We start from the raw sequence: 19,812 nt of genomic DNA on the forward strand, positions 1-19,812 counted from the left end.
GAAGCAAGGCGGCGCTCTGACACTCACTGTGGTGACTGGTACCGACACGAAATGCGTAGCCGTGACGGGTGCAGTGGCGCTCGGCCGGCAGACCTCGACGACGCCCAAGACGACCTGGATCTTCTCGACGACGGCGCCTGCCGGCGACGGGGTCCAGGCCTTCACAGTTTCGGCATCGTCCAACTTCAACGCCAACCAGTGCAATGGTCAGACCGACACGACGCAGGCGTCGTACACGCTGGACAACACGGGACCGGTCGTGACCGCTGCCCTCAACCCTGCGCCGACCGCAGCCGGTTGGAACAATGGCAACGTCACCGTGAGCTGGAGGGCAACCGACACTGGTTCCGGGGTGTCGGCGACGCAACCGTTCAAGACCGACTCGGTGAGCGCCAACGGCATCACGGCTCTGACGGCACCGGCGCAGACAGACCGCCTCGGCAACTCGGGAGTCGCCGGTTCCGCTACGGTCCGCATCGACAAGGCGGCGCCGACCATCACCGCGTCACAGACCAAGAACGCGGACGGCACGACGACCGTCACGTTCATTTGTTCAGACTCCGGGTCCGGTGGCGGCGAGGCTTCTGGGATCACGACGTGCCTGGCGGACGGCACGACGACGAACTCGAAGACGGTGCAGCCGGGCGTCACGGTGACGGGCACGGCCACCGACAAGGCCGGCAACACGGCGACCGCGACCTCCACCGCCCCGGCCGGTGACACCACCGCACCGGTGCTTTCGGGTGCACCCACCACGGCGCCCAACGGCGCTGGCTGGTATCGGGGCGACGTGACCGTCCACTGGACGGCGTCCGACCCGGAGTCGGGGATCCCGACCGCTCCGGCCGACACGATCATCGCCGGAGAGGGCGAAGGGCTGACCAGCTCCCAGACCGCCAGAAACGGCGCCGGTCTCTCGACGACGGCCACGAGCAGCCCTGCCGTGAACATCGACCGCACGGCTCCGACGACCGCCATCAGCGGCTCGTCGAACAGTTGGGTCAACGACAACGTCACCGTCTCTCTGTCCGCGACGGACAGCCTGTCGAAGGTCGCGTCGACGACGTACTCGGTCGACGGTGGCGCGTCGCAGACAGGCACCAGCTTCACGCTGGCGACAGAGGGCGACCACGTCGTCACCTTCTTCTCGACCGACAAGGCCGGCAACGTCGAGTCGGCGCAGACGGCGCACGTCAAGATCGACAAGACGGCCCCGAGCATCAAGCACGCCTTCACGCCGCTCAGCTACAAGGACGGCGTCTGGACCAACCAGGACGTCACGGTGACGTTCGACTGCACCGACCAGGGCGGTTCGGGTGTCGCGAGCTGCACCCCGCCGGTGACCAAGAGCCTCGAGGGCACCTACGACGTCGTGGGGACCGCCGCGGACAATGCGGGCAACAAGGCCACCGACACCGCGCGAATTCTGATCGACAAGACGGCGCCCGAGGTCTTCGCCACCGTGCAGGGGATCAAGAACGACGCTGGCTGGTACCAGGACGACGTCACGGTGACGTACGTCGCCAGCGACAAGGGTGGCTCCGGTCTGACCGGTACGCCGGCGAACAAGCTGCTCGGCGAGGGGGAGAACCAGTCGGCAACCGCCACGGTCAGCGACGGCGCCGGCAACTCCGCCTCGGCGCGCGTCTCGGGGATCAACGTCGACAAGACCGCCCCGGTTCTCTCCGGCTCCTTCGCGAGCGGCTGGCACACGGACAATGTGACTGTCAGCTGGACCTGCACCGACACGCTGTCGGGCCCGGCAGGTCAGCCCGCCGAGGCGATCGTGGAGGGCGAGGGCAGCAACCTCTCGGCCACCGCGTCGTGCAGCGACAAGGCGGGCAACACGGTCACGAAGACCGTCTCCGGCATCCAGATCGACCGGTCGGCTCCGGTGACCACGGGCGACCTCTCCGGCACCTCGCAGAACGGCTGGTACCGCACCGCAGTCCTGGTCACGCTGTCGGCCGAGGACAACCTGAGCAAGGTGGCCAACACCTACTACACGCTCGACGGCGGCGACCCGCAGGGCTACGCCGATCCCTTCTCCGTGAGCGGCGAGGGCAAGCACATCGTGGAGTTCTGGAGCATTGACGGGGCCGGAAACGCGGAGGCCGCGGGAGCTGCCCTGACATTCCAGATCGACAAGACGGCTCCGACCACCACCGTGGTCAACCCGATCTCGCCGGAGAGCGGTTGGTTCGTGACCAGCGGCATCCCGGTGGCCTTCCAGGCCGATGACGCCAACCGCTCGGGGATCGCGGCGACGTACTACTCGATCGACGGCGGGGCGCGCCAGGAGTACGGGGAGCCGTTCACTGCCGACCTCTCCACCGGCACCCACACGATCACGTACTGGAGCGTGGACCTCGCCGGCAACGAGGAGGTCCACGAGACGACGAACACCGTCCAGGTGAAGGTCGACACGATCGCCCCGACGATCACGCCGACGCGCAACCCGGCGGCAAACTCGTTCGGCTGGAACAACACCGACGTCAAGGTGGAGTTCACCTGCACCGACGAGGACTCAGGGATTGCGAGTGACGTCACCGACGGCATTGCGGGCTGCGGCCCGGATCAGACGGTGGCGAGCGAGGGCGGGAACCAGTCCGTCCGGGGCAACACCCAGGACGTCGCGGGCAACAAGAACGCGGTGACGGTTGGCGAGATCAGCATCGACAAGACCGCTCCGTCGCTGACCGGGGCTCCCACGGGTGACTCCAACGGCGGCGAGTGGTACCGCGGCGACGTCTCGATCGCGTGGACCGGTGTCGACGGGCTCTCGGGCATCGACCCCGCCACCCAGCCGGTGAACAGCGTCGTCAAGGGTGAGGGCCGCAGGCTCGGCGCCTCGGCCCAGATCAGCGACAAGGCGGGCAACGAAGGAAAGGGTTCGGTCACGGGCATCAAGATCGACCGCACCCCGCTCGACATCACCGCTCAGCTGCCGGCGGGCAAGAACGCCGCCGGCTGGTACCGCGGTGACGTCACGGTCGGGTTCACCTGCGCCGACCCGGCTCTGGCCGACGGCAGCGCCGGTTCTGGCGTGGGTAGCTGCCCCTCCGAGGCGGTGGTTCCCGGTGACGGCGCCGACCTGAGCGTCACGAGTGGCACGGCAAAGGACGTGGCCGGCAACACCAGCACCACGACGGTGACGGGCATCAACATCGACGGTCACGAGCCGCAGACCAAGGCGGACAACCAGTGCACGGCCACCAACGGCTACTGCACCGGCACCACCGCGACTGTCGTGCTCAACGCCACCGATGTCGGCCCGTCGGGCGTCAAGGAGATCCACTACACCGTCAACAGCGGCGACGAGCAGGTCGCGACCGGGGCAAGCACGTCGGTCAGCGTCCCGCTGAGCGGCACGGGTGCCGCGACCGTGAAGTACTACGCGGTCGACGTGGCCGGCAACGTCGAGCCGACCAACACGGCCACGCTGAAGTACGACAACATCGCTCCGACGGTGACCCACATGGTCAACCCGAAGGCGAACGCGTCGGACTGGAACAACAGCGACGTCACCGTCCACTTCGACGCCAGCGACACCGACCCGGGTTCGGGCGTTGCCGTCGGCAGCGTCACCCCGGACCACGTCGTCAGCAGGGAGACGTCGACGGCGGGTGTGGTTATCACTGGCTCGGCGACGGACACTGCGGGCAACACGGGTAGCGACTCGGTGACCATCAGGCTCGACAAGACCGCGCCGAGCATCGGTGGGGCGATCTCCAACGGCACGCTGGGCAAGAACGGATGGTACGTCAGCCCGGTGAAGGTCCACTTCACCTGCTCCGACGCACTGTCCGGGATGGTGTCCTGCCAGGATGACGTGACGCTGTCCAACAACGGCGCCGGCCAGTCGGCCAACGGTTCCGCCAAGGACGTCGCCGATAACGTCGGTAGCGCCGCGGTCTCCGGCATCAACATCGACAACGAGAACCCGACGATCACCAAGGTCAACGTGAGCAACGGCTTCTACACCCTCGGTGCCACGCCGGCGGCGACCTGCGACGCGACCGACAGCTTCTCCGGCCTGGAGAGCTGCAAGGTGGCCGTCACCGGCGCTCCCAACGGGGTCGGCACGTTCAACTGGACGGCGACGGCCACGGACAAGGCCGGCAACGCGGTGAGCCAGTCGGGCACCTACAAGGTCGTCTACAAGTTCGACGGGTTCCAACAGCCCATCAACGACACGGCGCACCAGACCGGCACCACGACGAGCATCTTCAAGGCGGGCAGCACCATCCCGGTGAAGTTCCAGCTGAGGAACTCGGCCGGCCAGTCGGTCCAGTCTGCCGCGGCACCGGTCTGGCTCACGCCCGTCAAGGGCGGCGCGATGAACCTGCCTGTCGACGAGACGGCCCAGACCGTCACCGCTGACAGCGGGAGCACCTACCGCTACGACGCGACCGCGCAGCAGTACATCTACAACTGGAAGACGCCCAGCACGGGTGGCAGCTACTACCAGATCGGTGTGAAGCTCGACGACGGCCAGACGTACTTCGTCAACATCGGCCTTCGCTGAAACATCGCTCCTGAGCCCTCAAGGGCTGAGGACACCAGGGAGGGCCCCGCGTCATCACGATGCGGGGCCCTTCCTGCAAGAACCACCATCTCCAACAGAGAGGGATGCCATGACCAGCTCTGCGAAAGGCCTCGCGCCGCGCCCGCCGGGGTGCCCGACGTGGTGCGTGCAGCGGCACGGCATACGTCAGGGTGAGGACGACGCCATCCACGTGAGCGGGGAGCTGCTCGTGAGGGGCACGTCGCTGCGGCTGTGCACGACGATCGACCCGACGACCCAGCAGGGTGACGGCCCCTACGTGCTGGTGGGCGGCGAGGAGTTCACGTTGCACGAGGCGGACGCGCTCATCGACGCGCTGACCCAGCTCGTCGACGAGGGCCTGGGGCTCACTCGCCGCGCAGAAGCCTGAACGCGCTGTCGCGGTCCTTGACCCGCAGCTTCTTCAGCACCGACGACACGTGCACGCGTACGGTCGTGGCGGACAGGAAGAGCCGGCGTGCGACCTCATCGGTCGACAGGCCCTCACCGAGGAGCTGCATCACCTCCCACTCGCGGGCGCTCAGTTTGGCGGCGGCGACGCTCCGCCTCGCGAATCGTCGCTTGGCCGGGGCCCTGAACTCGTCCATGATGCGCGAGACGAGGCGGGGCGGCATGGCTGCCTCTCCCGCGAGGACGCCCGTGAGCAGGTCTGCGAGGCGCGCCGGGTCGGTGTCCTTGAGGAGGTAGCCGGATGCACCGGCCCGCAGCGAGTCGAAGAGGTCGTCGTCCTCGGCTGACTGGGTGAGCATGACGACGACGACCTCCGGCGCGGCGCGGACGATGTCGCGCGCAGCCTGTATGCCGCTGCCGGGCATGTGGATGTCGAGAAGTGCCACGTCGGGCCGCTGCTCCACCGCGAGTCTCACGGCGTCCTCCGCCGTGGCGCCCTCGCCGCACACCTCGCAGCCGCTGGCTTCCAGCGCGGCGCGCACCCGCCCGCGGATGCGGGCATGGTCGTCAGCGATGACGATGCGCAACGTCACCAGGTCACAGCCACGGTGGTGCCTCGCCCGGGCGCGGAGTCGATGCTGACAGAACCGCGCAGGGCCCCGGCCCGCTCCTGCATGCTGGTCAGGCCGTATCCGGTCGTGTGGCTCCTGACCGCTCCGGGGTCGAATCCGCGGCCCTCGTCCTCGACGAGGAGCCGCCGCGTCTGCTCGTTCCGCTCGAGCCGCAGTCTGACCCGGCCGGAGCGCCCGTGCCTGATGGCGTTAGACACCGCCTCCCGGGTGATGCGGATGAGGGCGTGTCGCTGGTCGTCGTCGGCGTGCACCGAGTCGTCGAGTTCCACCTCCAGATCTGCGTCGTAGCGCTCGGCGACCTGCCGTGCGGCCCTGTGCAGGGCAAACCCGAGCGGCTCGTCGCTGCTGCGACCAAGGGCGTCGACCGCGGCGCGCGCCTCGTCGAGCGCGCGGTCGCACGCGGCAACCATGCGTTCGCGGTCGTCCGGAACGGCCACTGCCGTATGCGTTTCCGAACGGATGTACGCGAGCTCCTGGATGACGCCGTCGTGCAGCTCTCGAGCGAGTCGGCGACGGTCCTCCAGAACCGCCGCGCGGGCCTGGGCGTTCCAGTACTTGCTGATCTCGCGCGTCGCGCCGACCAGGAGAACGGCATAGGAAGCGGTGCGCAGGAGGTCCCCGGTGTACAGCCAGTCGCTGTACAGGGAGGGGAAGAGCACGTAGTTGAGGCGGGCGAAGGCCGCCAGCGCGCACGTGGGCCCCAGCCACCGGAGCAGCTCGTCCCTGCCGTCGGCGAGGGAGCGCGACGGCACCGTGAAGAACACGGATGCAGCGGCGAAGCACGCGGCCGTCAACGCGTGGGCCACCAGCAGGCCGAGGTGCCCGGCGATGACCGGCCGTTGGGCAGATGCCGGCGGCGTCTGGGACAGGGCCACAGGCAATGAGTCGTGGACCGCCCACACGACGCCGAGGCCGACCAGGATGAAGGCCCACGGCAGGGCCTTGAGCACTCGCGCGGTGCCTCCGACCGCACGGCGCCGGCCCGCCATCGAGGCAGAGAGCACGAAAGCGGCGCCGACCACTCGTAGTACCACGGGCAGCCAGATGTCCGCGCGGCCGTCGGCCAGGCCCACGAGATCGAGGACGAGTGTCATCCCGATGCCCGCGACGGCCAGGAGCAGGAGGCCGTCCGCAAGAAGCAGGTCCTGGAGGCGCTCAGTGCGCTTGTAGCGGCCCACGAGGAGGTAGGCGACCAGCAGGGCGATCGCCGTGTCCAGGGAGTCGAGGATCAGGTGCAGGTCGGGATTGTGGTAGGCGAAGAGCAGGTAGGGAGTGCCCAGGATGGCGGCTGTGACGGCGAAGCCGATCCCCCAACCCACAGCGGTCGGGACAAGGCGCGCGCTGCCCTCGTCGCCATCCGGTCGCCTGCGGCCGGACCACCCCATCTGGCCCATGCCGGAAGTTTAAAGTCGCGGTTCGGCGCACATCGGACAATTGGACAGATCAATTAAAGAAACCGTAAAGAGACTGAGGGCGTGCAGGGACGGGCGCACCACCAGTGGTGGTGCGCCCGTCTGAGGGGTGGGGTCTGCGCCTACTTCAGCTTGAAGATCGCAGGCTTGCTCGTGCTCCCGTCGTCGGTCGTCACGGTGACCGAGTAGCAGGCGCCGGGCGCCTTGGGCGTCTGCCAGTTCTGGATGAACTGGCCGGCTGTCGGGTCGTACCTCAGGTTGGTGGCGCCCGTGGTCACCAGCTCGACAGCGTCCTCCGAAGCGGTCGTGGTCGAGCAGGAGACCTTGTTGACGACGAACTTGTCCACGACCGCCGGGTCGGTGAGCTCCCTGGAGCCGGCGAAGACCTCGAACTTCAGCGGAACGGTGGACCCGCCCTTGACGGTGTTCCAGACGCCGCCCATGTCGGCGGGCTGGTAGAACGCCGAGATCGCCCAGGCCTTCACGGTGTAGGTGGCCAACTCGGTGGTGCCGCTGCGGCCGGCATTGTCGGTCGCGGTCGCCACGAGCGTGTGCCTGCCGACGGTGGTCGAGTAGCCGCTGATCTCACACCCCGCTGCTCCCGCGACCGCGTCGTGCGCGGTGCAGGTCGGCGTCCCAGGCACTTCTCCGTAGTAGTAGGAGGCGGCGAAGGGGGCGTCCAACGTCGCGGTTGGGGCGGTGAGGTCGATCTTGAAGGCGTGCGAGGCCGTGCCGGCCAGCGTGATGTTGCCGGCCAGGTCGGAGACGGCCGGGCTGGGGACGACGACGGCGGCGCCCTCCTCACCGGTGTCGGAGGAGGCCGTGGCGGTGCTGCTCGGCACTCCGGAGGTCGCGTCGCTCACGGCGAAGGTCGCCGTGACAGGGCTTACGTACCAACCGTTCTGCCCGTCAGGCTCCGGCGCCGACGCGTAGGAGACGGTCGGTGCCGTCGCGTCGCGCTTGATCGTGACGGACTGCCCGGCGGCCGGCCCACCCGCGCTCGTTGCCGAGCAGGCGTATGCCGTCGCGACCTGGTCGGTCGTGATGTTCTGGTCGACGCAGCCCGCCTTGGAGAGCGAGTTCGGTGACTCAGGCTCGGTCACGTGCCAGGTCAGGGCGACGTCGGAGCGGTACCAGCCGTTGTCGCCGTCCGGCGCTGCCGGGTTCAGGTCGTAGGAGATGACCGGGGCGGACCCGTCGACGATCGAGTAGGTCACCGAGCTGGACGCCTCAAGGCCACCCCGGTCCGTGTAGGAGCAGCTTGCCGTCTGCTCACCGATGCCATCGGTCGCGTACGGACCGCTGACGTCCGACAGCGTGGCCGGGAAGCTGGAGGGCCCGTCTTCGGCGTCCGTCACGTCACAGGTCGCCTCTGGCACCGAGCCCTTGGGGTACTTCGCCGCCAGGTCGACACCCGAAACAGAAACCTTGGGAGCGGTGTTGGCAGGCGCCGGAGCGCTGACGTTGACCGTGAAGCTTGCGGGCGCCAGGTCGAAGGTCCCATCCGTGTCGTTCGAGATCTCGCTCAGCGTGATGCGGGCCGATCCCGCGGCCAGCGGAGAGACGGAGAGCTTCTGCGCGAAGCCGCAGCTCGTGAACGTGACGGTGCTCGGACTGACGACGGCCACCAACGGGTTGTCCGTGTTCACCGCGAGCTTGAGCTCGGTCTGCCCAGTCAGGTTGCAGCCCTGCTTGCCATCGTCGTTGGCCGCGGCCAGAGCGACGGTCGTCGCCCCAGCCGGACCGCCGACGTTGAGCGCCATGATCTCTGCGACCGCATCGACCGTTCCGTCGATGTTGTTGAAGATGACGTCGGCGTTGGCTGCGCCAACACCCATCGCCAAGAAGGTGAATGCAGCCGCAGAAGCGGCCAGTGCTGAGCGAGCGCGCATGCTCGTATGTCCCCTCATGCATGTGATTGCCGGATATGACCCCCGAGTCCGGTCCCTCACCGTATTGCTCGCGAAAGGTCTGTGTCCGACGAATCGGCCATTGCTGAGCTGTATCTTCAACAAAGAATCCGTATTGCCCGAATTGTGTGGATTGGCCAAGGATTCTGAATCTGACAGACTCTCCGGGGTCCGCAGCCACGACTGCAGAACGTCGCATCCGTTCCGCTACCGCCTCACTCGTACCGACGCCGTCTCGAGCCTCCGGCGGTTCTACACGGATCCTGGGCCGTCATCGGTTCCAAACGGCGTCCGCCTCGGCGGCCTGACACGTTCGCCGCTTTGCCTCGTCCGCTGGCAGGGCATCACCAGGTCAAGAGGCGAGCCACTTGGGTGGGCGGGAGGTTGCTCGCGAGGCCGCTCCATGAAGCTGGCGCCACGATCAGGCACCTCTGGTCGTCTTCGAGCCAGCTCGCTGCCAGCTTTAGTCGGTCGTGGCGGTCGATGGCGTCGGAGGTGAAATGGGGCGGGAATCTGTCGTTCTTAACCGTCCATGCATTTCGAAGCGCCAAGAACCACTCGTGACCATGCATGATATTCATGCTGTTATCCGTCGCCATGAATGCCGAGTTCTTACAGGTGTCTGGAAGCGTTGCAGCGCGTAACAGATTTGTCCCGGCGCCCGTTACCCGTTGCACTGCCTCGAAGTGAGTAGCTGACTGCGTCGATGGGCTCCCGTTTGGAGTAGCAGTAGCGACAAATGCAGCGGTGGCCGAAAGGACCGCAAGGCATGCTCGAGCGTTTCGTCCCCTGACGACTCTCGTCGGGCCGTTCGACTGGCTCGATCCTAGAGAAGTGGCTATCAGGGTGAACATGAAGAGCTGGTACCCGGTCAGATACTTCCAGAAGTAGTAGCCCGGAAAAGCTCCGTTTGCGCGCTGCACGATCGCAATCAGTATCGCCGCGAGAAGACCGGATGCAAGCGCTATGCGCATAGCGTTGACGTTTGATCGCGCATCACCCGCCACCGCCTCTCTGGCCTGCCTCCGAAACGCGACGTACAGTGCCGTCGCGGTCGCAGCGAGTAGGAGCAGGTTGAACTCCAAAGTAGTCGGTGGAATTGCCCCGGGAATGGCAAGCGCTGCAACTCCTACCTGCGACAACAAGCCGAGCGCGCGAATTAGTCCAACGAGGGCAGCGACGGCCGCTACGGCCAACGACACCCGTTGCCACGCGGACTCGGCGTGTCGCTCGCGAAAGAGCCTGGGGGAGACATACAGGAGAATGGGGCCCGCTAGGGTCAGAAGGGGGAGCCAGCCGTGGGCGACACCGACCAGGGCGCCGAATACAGCTACCGCGTGGGCGGTCTGTTGTGGTGTCTCCCAGCGGGCGGCCACCAACGGAACGCATGATGCCAACGCACACGGAAACCAGAACGCGCTGAACCCGTTCAGGTGCAGCATGAGTCCGGGCCCCAGCGAGAGGGCTGCGGTCAGCAGGGCGCCGAGCGGCAGAGCCAGTAGAGGACACCGGCGCACTTTCGACAGGCTGGTGACCCCGGCGATCAAGACTGTGGTGCCAAGAGCGATGAGCGCAGCACAAGAGCGGCCATAGAGAAGCAGCAAACTCGAAGCGTCTACGCTCGAATCGGGCCACCATAGTGTGGCGACTGAAGCGAGAGTGGCATGAAAGGCTTGCGGGTATCCGGCGAATGCGAAGGCATCGTCTACAGGCGGCTGGACCACGTCCATTGTTGCGCCGTTGCGCAAGACCGAAGAGAACATCCAGAAATGCGCGGCGTTGTCCCAACCCGGCAGGAGGTTGGTCAGCACAGAAGAGGCGTCCCGGTGAAGGTATACGGGCGCTGCGCTGACGAAGGCCACCGTGCCTGCGATGAACGGCACGAGATCGACCAGCGAAGCCCGCGGAAGCAAGGCAAGTCGCGAGCTCTTCGCGGATGTCAGATGCCAGAGCCAGATGCCCGCGCAGGCGCTCGACGCCACGGCTACCGCGATCGTGATGCGATCAAGAGATAGCGGTGCCCACCACAAGACGCAGTTCCACCCCAGCACCGAGGTCCCGACCAAGAAGATTCTTTCGGAGATGGTTCGCCCAACCGGCAGCAAGAGCGCGACTGCGGCGACGAACACGGAGGCGCCAATGCCGACGAGCAGCCCGTGGCTCCGTGCAGCGATGACCAGCGCCCCTGAAGCGACAGCTCCACCCGCGGACAAAGCCAGGCGACCACCCGGTCGCTTGGTCCAGCTGTCTTCTACGCTGGCACGCCTCGTGCGAACATTCATCGCCGCTCCCCCCTGTTAGAGCGCCGTCGCTTCGATGCACTCATCGCGGCAGCATCGCGTCTTTCTTGGCCACGGCTCGGCCCAGTGTGCACAGCATCGTCACGGTTTGACGCCCGTTTGCGGAAACGCCGGGTTGGGTCTCGTTTCCGGGCCGCAGGGGAGGCGCCGGTGCCATTCAGAGCTGGGTGAGGACCTGTTCGCCGATGTGGCGCATCCCGCGCAGCACCGCCCATACAGTGAGGTGGTCGAGGGTGGTGCCGGGCGCCGGGTCCCAGTTGGCGATGGCTGCCCACGTCACCGTCTGGTCACCCACGGCTACGGCGCCAACGTCGGCGCGGACGCCGGCGTCGGTCCCGGTCTTGTTCCAGAAGGCTGTAGGGAGGGCTAGGGAGGCGTGGTGGGCGATCGGGTCGAGACCACCCTGCTCGACGAGGGCGGACCCGACCATCGACTGGTCGACGTTGGCCGAAAGCCACTCACGGACCAAGTGGTCAGCGCCGGGGCCGGCAGCGGTGCCGCTGGCGAGTCGGCTCATGAGGCTGCTCAGCTCGGCCGCCGTGCCGGTCGACAGCGTGGCGGGGTGGTCTGCCTCCCGCACGTCGCGCACCCGGTCGTGCAGCGCCGTGGCCCGTAGTCCGAGGGACGTCGCGCGCGCGGCGACCTCGGCCAGCCCGACACGCCGGAGAAGGACGTTCGTCGCGAGGTTGTCGGAGACCGCCCCGACAAGAGCCGCGACGTCGACCAGAGGCAGGGTCTCGACGGAGAGGGTGTGCCACAGGCCGGAGTCGCCGACCCACAGATCGACGGTGCGGGTCAGTGGCTCGTCGGGCGACAGCTCACCCGCGGCGATGGCTCGGGCCGTCTCCACGAGAAGGAGCACCTTCCCGACGGATGCCGTGCGCAACGGTTCGTCCGTGCCTGCCACGCCCAGCGGCATACCTGATCCGTCGCGGACGCACACGGACCACGTCACCCCGCCCGCTTGTGGAAGCTCGAACTCCATGTCAGACAAGGGATCCGAGCCACTTGAGGAGGGCGGCATTGACCTGATCGGGGGCCTCCTCTGTGAGGAAGTGCCCGACGCCCGGGATCTTCACCTGCCGGTAGTCGCCGGGGACGAAGGCTCCGGAGCCGTGGGTGGCGGCGGCAATGACACAGCCGTCGTCGGTGCCCTGCAGCTGCAGCACTGGCACGCGGATCGCGTGGCGGATGCGCCGCATGAACAGAGGCCCGTCGGGGCGGACCGAGGAGCGTCCGAGCCAGCGGTAGTGCTCGGCGGCCGAGTGCGCCACGAAGGGAATCATCATCGCGTCGCCGTAGCGCTCGACGTCCTCGCGCTCCGGGTACGAGCCGAAGGGTGACGCCCACGAGCGCAGCAGGTTCTCGACGTAGGCGTGCGACTTCACCATCTCGCGCTCGGGCACGAACGGCTTCTGCAGGGCGGCGATCCATGAGGACGCCCGGCGCTGCTTGGCGTCCGTCCACGTTGCGTGGCGCATGATGCGCGGATGCGGCATCGACAGCGACGCGACGGCCCGCGTCACGTCGCGGCGGAGGACCGGCATGCACCAGGCCACCCATCCGCCAAGGCCCTGTCCCATGACGACGGCGTCCTGCTCGCCGAGGGCGCGGATGACGCTGGCGGCGTCAAGCGTCGCCATGTAGGTGTCGTAGCCGCGCGGCGGTTTGTCGGAGCCCCCGTAGCCGCGCAGGTCCATGGCGGCGACGCGGTAGCCGGCGTCGGCGAGCACGACCATCTGGTGGCGCCACGTGAACCAGAATTGGGGGAACCCGTGCAGCATGAGCACGAGCGGGCCCTCGCCGAGCTCGGCGACGTGGAACCGAGCGCCGTTCGCGGAGACGTATCGGTGCTCCCAGGGCCCGTCGATGTTGACGAAGGCAGCGTCGACGGACATGGAGGGGGTCGGTCGGGTCTCAGACGTCGCGAGACGGGTCGGGCTGAGCGGTCGGCGCGGTCGCCGAGGCAGGGATGTCCTTGCGGTCCCACTCGGGACGCGCAGCGGGCACGACCGTGCCGGGGTGCTCGGTGGCCGACTTGAGCGCGGCGACCGTGGTCTGGGCCTCGGCGATCGTCTTCTCGGGCGTCGGCTTGACGGTCTTCATCTTGCGGACGCCCAGCATCGCGAGGACTCCGGCAACGACCAGCATGAAGACGGTCACGATGAGGAAGCCGAGCCAACGGGGCAGGCCAAGTGCCTCGATGCCCTCGGCGATGGTGATGAAGATGAAGTAGACGGAGTAGAAGACGATGACGCCCGCTGCCGCGAGCAGTCCGCCGCCGACCCCCGCCTTCTTGACCTGCACCGAGACCTCGGCCTTGGCCAGGGCGATCTCACTACGGACGAGCGTCGAGATGTCCTGTGCTGCAGACGCGACCAGCTGGCCGAGTGTCCGCTCCTGCCGGGGATCCGTGCTCATGGCTCACTTCCTCGGTGCTCGATGTCGGCGCGGGCGCGCCTTCGGTTGCCACCCTACTGTGCAGTCCGGTCGGTCCCGGCCCGTGGTTGGCGGCTCGCGTGCCTCATACCCATCCGCCGGCAAGTGGGAGCTTGGGTATGCCGTGTCGCTAGGGCGCCCACGGAAGCAGGGCTGGTGCCGGATCGAGGATGTAGAGATAACGGATCCAGACCCACTGGCTCCACAGGCCGATCGCGGCTACGACGCCGAATGCGACGAGTCCCGCGAGCCGCTTCCCCCAGGTCAGCAGGACGACATGAAGGCCCACGAGCAGGGGGGCGGCGAGGAGCAGGTAGCGCAGGATTCCGGGCGTCAACGGAGTCACCAGCACCACGAACGCCGTGTAAGCGATTCCCCACACGGTCAGCTCGGGCGGCCAGCGCACGTGCCGGGCTGCTCGCGTGACGAGGAGCAGGACGACTGTCAGCGTGACCGCCAGGGCGATTACGCCTCCGACGCCCAAGGTGCGCGCGAGTCCCCCGAACCAGCCGAACTCGAACGTACTCAGCATCGACGAGGCGCGGGATACCCCGGAAAGTGCCCCGTTGGCGCTCTCGGATCTCCCGCCACTCGACCCGGACAAACGCCCTGCGACCGCGTTCCAGAGGAACGGTGAGGCCAGCGACGCGATCGCGCACACGGCGACCATGACGTGGGTTGTCCAGTTGACAGTGGATCTACGTCGCGACCGCCACAGCATCACCCAGTGGGCGACGAAGACCGCGGCCAGCGGCGCGGCGACCGGCCGCGTGAACGCGAGCAGGATGACAGACGCGAGGGCCACCCAGTAGCGCCGGGCGACCGTCGCCCACAGCGTGGCGAGGAGGATGACCAGAGCTGCGGGCTCGCTGTAGGCCAGCCCGAAGAGCGGCGCCGAGACGAAGACGTTGAGGCTCAAGGCAGCCGCGACCGCCAGGCCGGAGCCTACGCACCGTCGGAGGAGGCCGTAGAGCAGCGCGGTGGCGACGCCCCCGAGAACCAGGTTGAGCAGCAGCGCCGCCGCCGGGAAGCCGAGACCAGTGATGGCCATGACGAGCCGCGCGGCCATAGGGAAGAGCGGCGGGAACGCCCACGTCCAGCGGTCGTTGTCGGAGCGAGCCTCTCGCGCCGTTGGATAGCCATCGGTGGCGATGCGCTCGTACCACTGGCCGTCCCAGTTGGCGAGGACGCCGCTCAGCCCCGGGGAGGCTGCAGACGTGCTGTGGACGAAGTAGGTGTTCGGGCGACCGAGGGGGTTCGCGGCACCGCTTGCGGCCTGTGAGCTCGACGCAAACCACAGCTCCCCCAGGTTGAGGGCGCGGAGTGCCAGGTAGCCGACGACGAGTGCCAGCGCGACGGACGCGCGACTCCAGCTCCATGGCGGCCTCGCCAGCCTGTGGCTCACCTGCGTCTCCCGTCTCGGTGTACGCGGCAGGATAGCTCTGGGGAACAGGCGACACCGGATGGCCCGCCGCAACAGCAGCGTCGGCCTACGGCACGTCCTGCCCCTTGGCTTGGCGGGGGTTTCGTCCGTCAGCCCCCCGATGGGTGTCCGGCACGCCGTTCTGTACCCGACGGGCGCTCTCGTTCAGCTCGAGGAGGCGGTAGTGGCGGTTGCGCATCCGCAGGACGGCCGTTGCCAAGAGGCCCGCGATGACACTCCCGCAAAGGACAGCCAACTTGACGTGCTGGTCGCGCTCGGTGCCGGGGCCGTACGCCAGCTCGCCGATGAGCAGGCTGACCGTGAACCCAACGCCCGCCAGGAGGGATAGACCGAAGATGTCGGTCCAAGCCAGATCCTGGTCGAGCTCGGCCCGCGTGAACCGCGCCACCGCCCAGGTCCCGCCCATTACCCCCGCCGTCTTGCCCGCGACGAGCCCCACGACGACGCCGACGGCAGCTGGGTCACGCAGCGCCGCCGCGAGCTGTCCTCCGCCGACGGTGACTCCCGCCGCGAAGAACGCGAAGACCGGCACGGCGACGCCTGCTGAGAACGGCCTGAGCCGGTGCTCGAGTCTCTCGGCGAGTGATCGGCGGGCTGGATCGTCTTCAGCCTCGCGGTTCACCGGCACCAGGAGGCCGAGAAGGACTCCTGCGACGGTGGCGTGGACCCCGCTCGCATGCACGAACGCCCACGCCAGCAGGGCGGGCACAGTGAGCACCACTGGATGGGTGATCTTGCGTTGCAGGAGCACGCGCCAGACGAGCAGCGGAGGCACGGCCCCGGCGAGCCAGAGTAACCCGAGCTGGTCCGTGTAGAAGACCGCGATGATCGTGATGGCAATCAGATCGTCGACGACGGCCAGCGTCAGCAGGAACGACCGGAGGGCACTCGGCAGGTGGCTTCCGATGACCGCGAGCACGGCCAAAGCGAATGCGATGTCGGTGGCGGTGGGGATTGCCCAGCCGCGAAGGATGCCGTCCGTCTGGGAGCTGTCACCGGCAACGGCAATGGCGGTTACGACGAACATCGCGGCGGGGAGCGCAACGCCGCAGGCCGCCGAGGCGATGGGGAGAAGGGCTCGCCGCCGGTCGGACAGGTCCCCTGCGATGAACTCGCGCTTCAGCTCGATGCCGGCGACGAGGAAGAACACGGCAAGCAGCCCGTCAGCGGCCCAGGCGCCGAGCGTCAGGTCGAGGTGCATCGAGGACGGCCCGACGACCGTGTCGCGCAACTTGGCGTACGCATCTGCCCATGGCGAGTTGGCCCAGGCGATGGCGGCCACGGCGGAGGTGAGAAGGACGGCGCCACCGACCGTCTCGGTGCGCAGCAGCTCGGTGACGTAGCGAACTTCGCGGCGCGACTGGCGCCCGAGCAGGGCTGGTCTTGCGGCCCGGTGCTGTTGGTCTGCCATGTCCGGCCTTTCGGGGTTGCGTCGTCGGACGCCGACCAGACTTCCCGGCACACCATCGGTCGCCAAGGGGAGCGGACCAGTCCCGATTGTATGGGAGAGCCGGCTGCGCGCTAGCGACGTTGAGTCGCGGACGCAGCGCCCTGAGGCCAGACCTCTCGGTGTGCAGAAATGAAAAGTCTTGCCACGCGGTCAAATCGGACTTATCAGACAACCACCTTTTGGGTGTGATTGAGGGTTCTACAGTGAGCTGGGGAGGGGAGCCCCAGATGACATTGTCTTAAACCTTTGGGGGCACGATGAACGAGAAGCCCGCGGGCTGGTACTATGTCGGCAACAGCAATCTGCGCTATCGCGACGACTATGGGTGGACTGAGTTCTACATGGACACCACCGATCCCCGAGCACGGGACTGGCCGCCTCCGGAGCCTAGGGCGATGCTCCAGCAGCTGCGGCAGGACGAGAAGCGGGCAGCCATCGCGACCCCGAGGCGGGTGCTATCTTGGCGCCGCCGTCGGGGCCAACGTCCAGCCGGCTGATCTTGGACAGCCCATCGTTCCTTACGAGGTCAGCGCACGCGTCCGGACGTTCGTCGTACTGCTGCGGACATAGCGGACAACGTAAGGCACGGACCGGCGAGCAGACCTACTGCTGTCATCACCGACAGGTCGCTGTCCGCCGCGATCAGGGCGGTGAGGGCGAGGCTGCCTGCCAGCCAGCAGCACGCGGCGGTGGCTGCCTTCCCACTTGCCATCAACGCCGTTCCCGTCACCGCGGCCGCTGTGGCTACGACAGTTGAACTGGCCAAGGCGATCGTCACGACCGTGGCGAGCTCCGGGCTACGCCCGTAAAACAGGGGCAGCGCTAGTGGCGACAGCGCCGCGGCGAGCATGGTCGCGGCCGAAGCAACCAGTGTCACGCCGATGACGGCCCGCCTCAGGTGTCGGGCGAAGGCCTGTGCGTCTCGGCGAGCCCAAGTCTGGCTCAAGGAGATGAGGGCGGGCGTGGCGAACCCGCCGGCGAGCACTGAGGCCAGGCGGTAGTAACTGTTGGCTATCACGAAGGCGCCGACAGCCTCGAACTCCGGTGTCCCGCCCAACCTTCGCTCGAGGATGATCGGCGCGGCGTTGAGGGAGACCTGATATCCGACGGCTACCAGGACGAAGCCGATGTGCTCGACCCGGTCCGCGGCGCGTGTACCCGCGGCGTTCCTGGTTCTCTTGGGGGTGGCCGCACGTGCAAGCATGTCCGGTCCCTTGCTCGGGGTCCCCCGGAGCCGCGACAGGCCGAGGGCCCCCGCGAGGAGGATGGGCAGACCTATGGCGCCGCCGATTAGCGCAGGTGCCGCCGCGGGCATGAGAAGTGAACCGCCCACGAGCGCCAAACGTCCCATGGCCTCGGCCCCGAACAGCCACGCGTAGCTGCGCAGGTCGCCCTGCCCGGCCACCCTTCCTCGCACGATGCTGGCGACTACCCAGCCCCAGACGCCGAGCAAGGTTGCCGGCAACATGGCCGGGTAAACGTCTGCGGCCGGGGAGCCCGCCGCCCACAAACCGGTGACGACGGACACGAGGACTGCCATCGACAGCAGCCGGCGGCAGGGTGGGCCGATCCGTGGGTCTGTCCCTGAGCTCAACCGTCGGCTCAACAGCTGCTCGGTCGGCATGGCGAGCCCGTATCCGAACAAGGTCGTGGCCGTCCACGCCAGTGCGAGGCCGACGAACGGCTGAAGGCCGAGAACGCGTGGACCAGCAGCCAGCATTGCCACGACGGACGCTGCGACTGCGACGTTGCCCAGCGTCACATCACTGACACTGCGCCGCACCGCCCCCACGTCTGTCACCTGCGTCGACCCCTTCTCTCGGAGCAGCGTCGCGGCCTCCGCGGCCGATTGCGCCACCATAGACGGCAGGCGAGTAGAGCCCCCGAATTATGCGGGTCTGTCGCTTATGCCTGCTCATGTGACACCTGCTCGGTAGCATCACGCGAGTGACTGGATCAGACGTACGAGCCGCGACCGCTCCTGACATTCGGGTGCGGAGGCGGGACGCCATCGAGCGCGAGATCGGTGCGCTTCTGGAGGAGTACTTCGACCTCGTCGAGCCCATGCCCGGGAACTCGTGCCCGCTGTCGGTACCCCTGTATGGCGCCGATGAGGTGCGAGGGGCGCTCGCGACGATGCTTGAGCAGAACGTCACGATGGGGGTACGCGTGCGCGAGTTCGAACGAGAGTTCGCGACGTTCGTTGGCTCCCGTCACGCTGTGATGGTCAACAGCGGGTCGTCGGCGAACCTGCTCGCGCTGGCCGTGCTGTCGAACACTTCGCTCCCCGGCGCCCTGCGGCCCGGCGACGAGGTGATCGTTCCCGCCGTGACGTGGGCCACGACCATCGCTCCGATCCTCCAGCACGGGTGTGTGCCGGTGCTCGTGGACATCGACCCAAAGACGTTGAACCTCAGACCGGATGACCTTTCAAAGGCATTGTCGAACCGCACCAGAGCCATCATGCCCGTCCACCTGCTGGGCAACCCGATCGACATGGCGCCCCTCATGCAATTCGCCGCGAAGCACAGCCTCTGGGTCATCGAAGACACCTGCGAGTCGCTCGGAAGCTCAATCGACGGGCGGATGGTGGGTTCCTTTGGCCAGTGCGGGACATACTCCTTCTATTTCTCGCACCACATCACGACGATCGAGGGAGGGATGCTTGTCACGAACGATGACCGGATCGCCGACCTTGCCCGCTCGATCCGCGCGCACGGATGGACCCGAGACATGGTCAAGCGGACTGACGTCGAGGCGGCCAACCCCTGGATTGACCCGCGGTTCCTGTTCGTCAACGTCGGCTACAACCTGAGGCCCATGGAGTTGCAGGCGGCCTTCGGTCTCGTCCAGCTCAAGCGCCTGGACTCGTTCAATGCGAGTCGACGAGCCAATGCCCAGTACCTCCTCGCCGCAATGAGCGATCTGTCGGAGCACCTTGAGTTTGTCACCGAGCAGCGCGGCGGGCGCAGTACGTGGTTCGGCTTCACGGTCATGACCGAGAGCGGCGACGTCCGACGCAGGCTGAGTGCGCACCTGGAGGCGCGGGGGGTGGCAACCCGCCCCATAGTCGCCGGCAACCTTGCCGTTCAACCGGCGTTCCGGGACAACCCACACAGGACCGTGGGTCATCTGGGCGGTGCCACTCAGGTCGGCGAACGGGGTCTTTTTGTCGGCAACCACCCGAACCTGAGCCGGCAGCAGCTGGACCATATCGTGGCGTGCTTCCGGTCCTTCTTCGCCGACGCCTCCTGAACCGTGACTGCAG

Annotated in this window: 13 protein-coding genes; 3 read left to right on the forward strand and 10 right to left on the reverse strand. The window is 67.5% G+C overall.

What is annotated here, in order from left to right; translation table 11 throughout:
• The first annotated feature begins 31 nt into the window (after positions 1 to 31).
• Positions 32 to 4,528, forward strand: coding sequence for an OmpL47-type beta-barrel domain-containing protein (locus tag ACYVNR_RS14555; protein WP_461048839.1), 4,497 nt, complete (start codon positions 32 to 34; stop codon positions 4,526 to 4,528).
• Between the two features lie 109 nt (positions 4,529 to 4,637).
• Positions 4,638 to 4,937 (forward strand): DUF6907 domain-containing protein, encoded by a 300-nt coding sequence (locus ACYVNR_RS14560; protein WP_461048841.1) that lies wholly within the window; start codon positions 4,638 to 4,640, stop codon positions 4,935 to 4,937.
• Here the strand turns inward: ACYVNR_RS14560 and ACYVNR_RS14565 are convergent.
• The 10 genes from ACYVNR_RS14565 to ACYVNR_RS14610 all read right to left on the reverse strand — a co-directional run bounded on the left by ACYVNR_RS14565 (position 4,915) and on the right by ACYVNR_RS14610 (position 18,405).
• Positions 4,915 to 5,550, reverse strand: coding sequence for a response regulator (locus tag ACYVNR_RS14565; RefSeq protein WP_461048843.1), 636 nt, complete (start codon positions 5,548 to 5,550; stop codon positions 4,915 to 4,917). The genes ACYVNR_RS14560 and ACYVNR_RS14565 overlap by 23 nt on opposite strands.
• Positions 5,547 to 6,983, reverse strand: a complete 1,437-nt coding sequence (locus tag ACYVNR_RS14570) for a sensor histidine kinase (protein ID WP_461048845.1) — start codon at positions 6,981 to 6,983, stop codon at positions 5,547 to 5,549. Before ACYVNR_RS14570 ends, ACYVNR_RS14565 begins: the two co-directional genes overlap by 4 nt.
• Positions 6,984 to 7,123: 140 nt before the next feature.
• A complete protein-coding gene (locus tag ACYVNR_RS14575) occupies positions 7,124 to 8,839 on the reverse strand; it encodes a PxKF domain-containing protein (protein WP_461048847.1) in 1,716 nt (571 codons plus the stop codon).
• A 416-nt stretch (positions 8,840 to 9,255) separates the two neighbouring features.
• Positions 9,256 to 11,193, reverse strand: a complete 1,938-nt coding sequence (locus ACYVNR_RS14580) for a hypothetical protein (RefSeq protein WP_461048849.1) — start codon at positions 11,191 to 11,193, stop codon at positions 9,256 to 9,258.
• A 175-nt stretch (positions 11,194 to 11,368) separates the two neighbouring features.
• Positions 11,369 to 12,196: a serine hydrolase gene (locus tag ACYVNR_RS14585; RefSeq protein ID WP_461048851.1), complete on the reverse strand. Its 828-nt coding sequence runs from the start codon at positions 12,194 to 12,196 to the stop codon at positions 11,369 to 11,371.
• Between the two features lies 1 nt (position 12,197).
• Positions 12,198 to 13,109, reverse strand: coding sequence for an alpha/beta fold hydrolase (locus tag ACYVNR_RS14590; RefSeq protein WP_461048853.1), 912 nt, complete (start codon positions 13,107 to 13,109; stop codon positions 12,198 to 12,200).
• A gap of 19 nt (positions 13,110 to 13,128) precedes the next feature.
• A complete protein-coding gene (locus ACYVNR_RS14595) occupies positions 13,129 to 13,632 on the reverse strand; it encodes a phage holin family protein (protein ID WP_461048855.1) in 504 nt (167 codons plus the stop codon).
• Positions 13,633 to 13,780: 148 nt separating this feature from the next.
• Positions 13,781 to 15,055 (reverse strand): hypothetical protein, encoded by a 1,275-nt coding sequence (locus ACYVNR_RS14600; protein WP_461048857.1) that lies wholly within the window; start codon positions 15,053 to 15,055, stop codon positions 13,781 to 13,783.
• A gap of 85 nt (positions 15,056 to 15,140) precedes the next feature.
• Positions 15,141 to 16,505, reverse strand: coding sequence for a Na+/H+ antiporter NhaA (gene nhaA, locus ACYVNR_RS14605; protein ID WP_461048859.1), 1,365 nt, complete (start codon positions 16,503 to 16,505; stop codon positions 15,141 to 15,143).
• Between the two features lie 565 nt (positions 16,506 to 17,070).
• Positions 17,071 to 18,405 carry a hypothetical protein gene (locus ACYVNR_RS14610; protein WP_461048861.1) on the reverse strand — a complete coding sequence of 445 codons (1,335 nt, stop codon included), beginning with the start codon at positions 18,403 to 18,405 and terminating at the stop codon, positions 17,071 to 17,073.
• An 86-nt stretch (positions 18,406 to 18,491) separates the two neighbouring features.
• Between ACYVNR_RS14610 and ACYVNR_RS14615 the strand changes: the two genes are divergently transcribed.
• On the forward strand, positions 18,492 to 19,799 hold the full coding sequence (locus tag ACYVNR_RS14615) for a DegT/DnrJ/EryC1/StrS family aminotransferase (RefSeq protein WP_461048863.1): 1,308 nt from the start codon (positions 18,492 to 18,494) through the stop codon (positions 19,797 to 19,799).
• The last annotated feature ends 13 nt before the right edge of the window (positions 19,800 to 19,812 follow it).

The sequence above is a fragment of the Terrabacter koreensis genome (assembly GCF_054783315.1).

Coding starts and splice junctions, on each gene's coding strand:
- nhaA (WP_461048859.1), bottom strand. CDS start 16,505: ATGGCAGACCAACAGCACCGGGCCGCAAGACCAGCCCTGCTCGGGCGC.
- ACYVNR_RS14595 (WP_461048855.1), bottom strand. CDS start 13,632: ATGAGCACGGATCCCCGGCAGGAGCGGACACTCGGCCAGCTGGTCGCG.
- ACYVNR_RS14585 (WP_461048851.1), bottom strand. CDS start 12,196: ATGGAGTTCGAGCTTCCACAAGCGGGCGGGGTGACGTGGTCCGTGTGC.
- ACYVNR_RS14610 (WP_461048861.1), bottom strand. CDS start 18,405: ATGGTGGCGCAATCGGCCGCGGAGGCCGCGACGCTGCTCCGAGAGAAG.
- ACYVNR_RS14560 (WP_461048841.1), top strand. CDS start 4,638: ATGACCAGCTCTGCGAAAGGCCTCGCGCCGCGCCCGCCGGGGTGCCCG.
- ACYVNR_RS14580 (WP_461048849.1), bottom strand. CDS start 11,193: ATGAATGTTCGCACGAGGCGTGCCAGCGTAGAAGACAGCTGGACCAAG.
- ACYVNR_RS14570 (WP_461048845.1), bottom strand. CDS start 6,983: ATGGGCCAGATGGGGTGGTCCGGCCGCAGGCGACCGGATGGCGACGAG.
- ACYVNR_RS14590 (WP_461048853.1), bottom strand. CDS start 13,109: ATGTCCGTCGACGCTGCCTTCGTCAACATCGACGGGCCCTGGGAGCAC.
- ACYVNR_RS14575 (WP_461048847.1), bottom strand. CDS start 8,839: ATGGGTGTTGGCGCAGCCAACGCCGACGTCATCTTCAACAACATCGAC.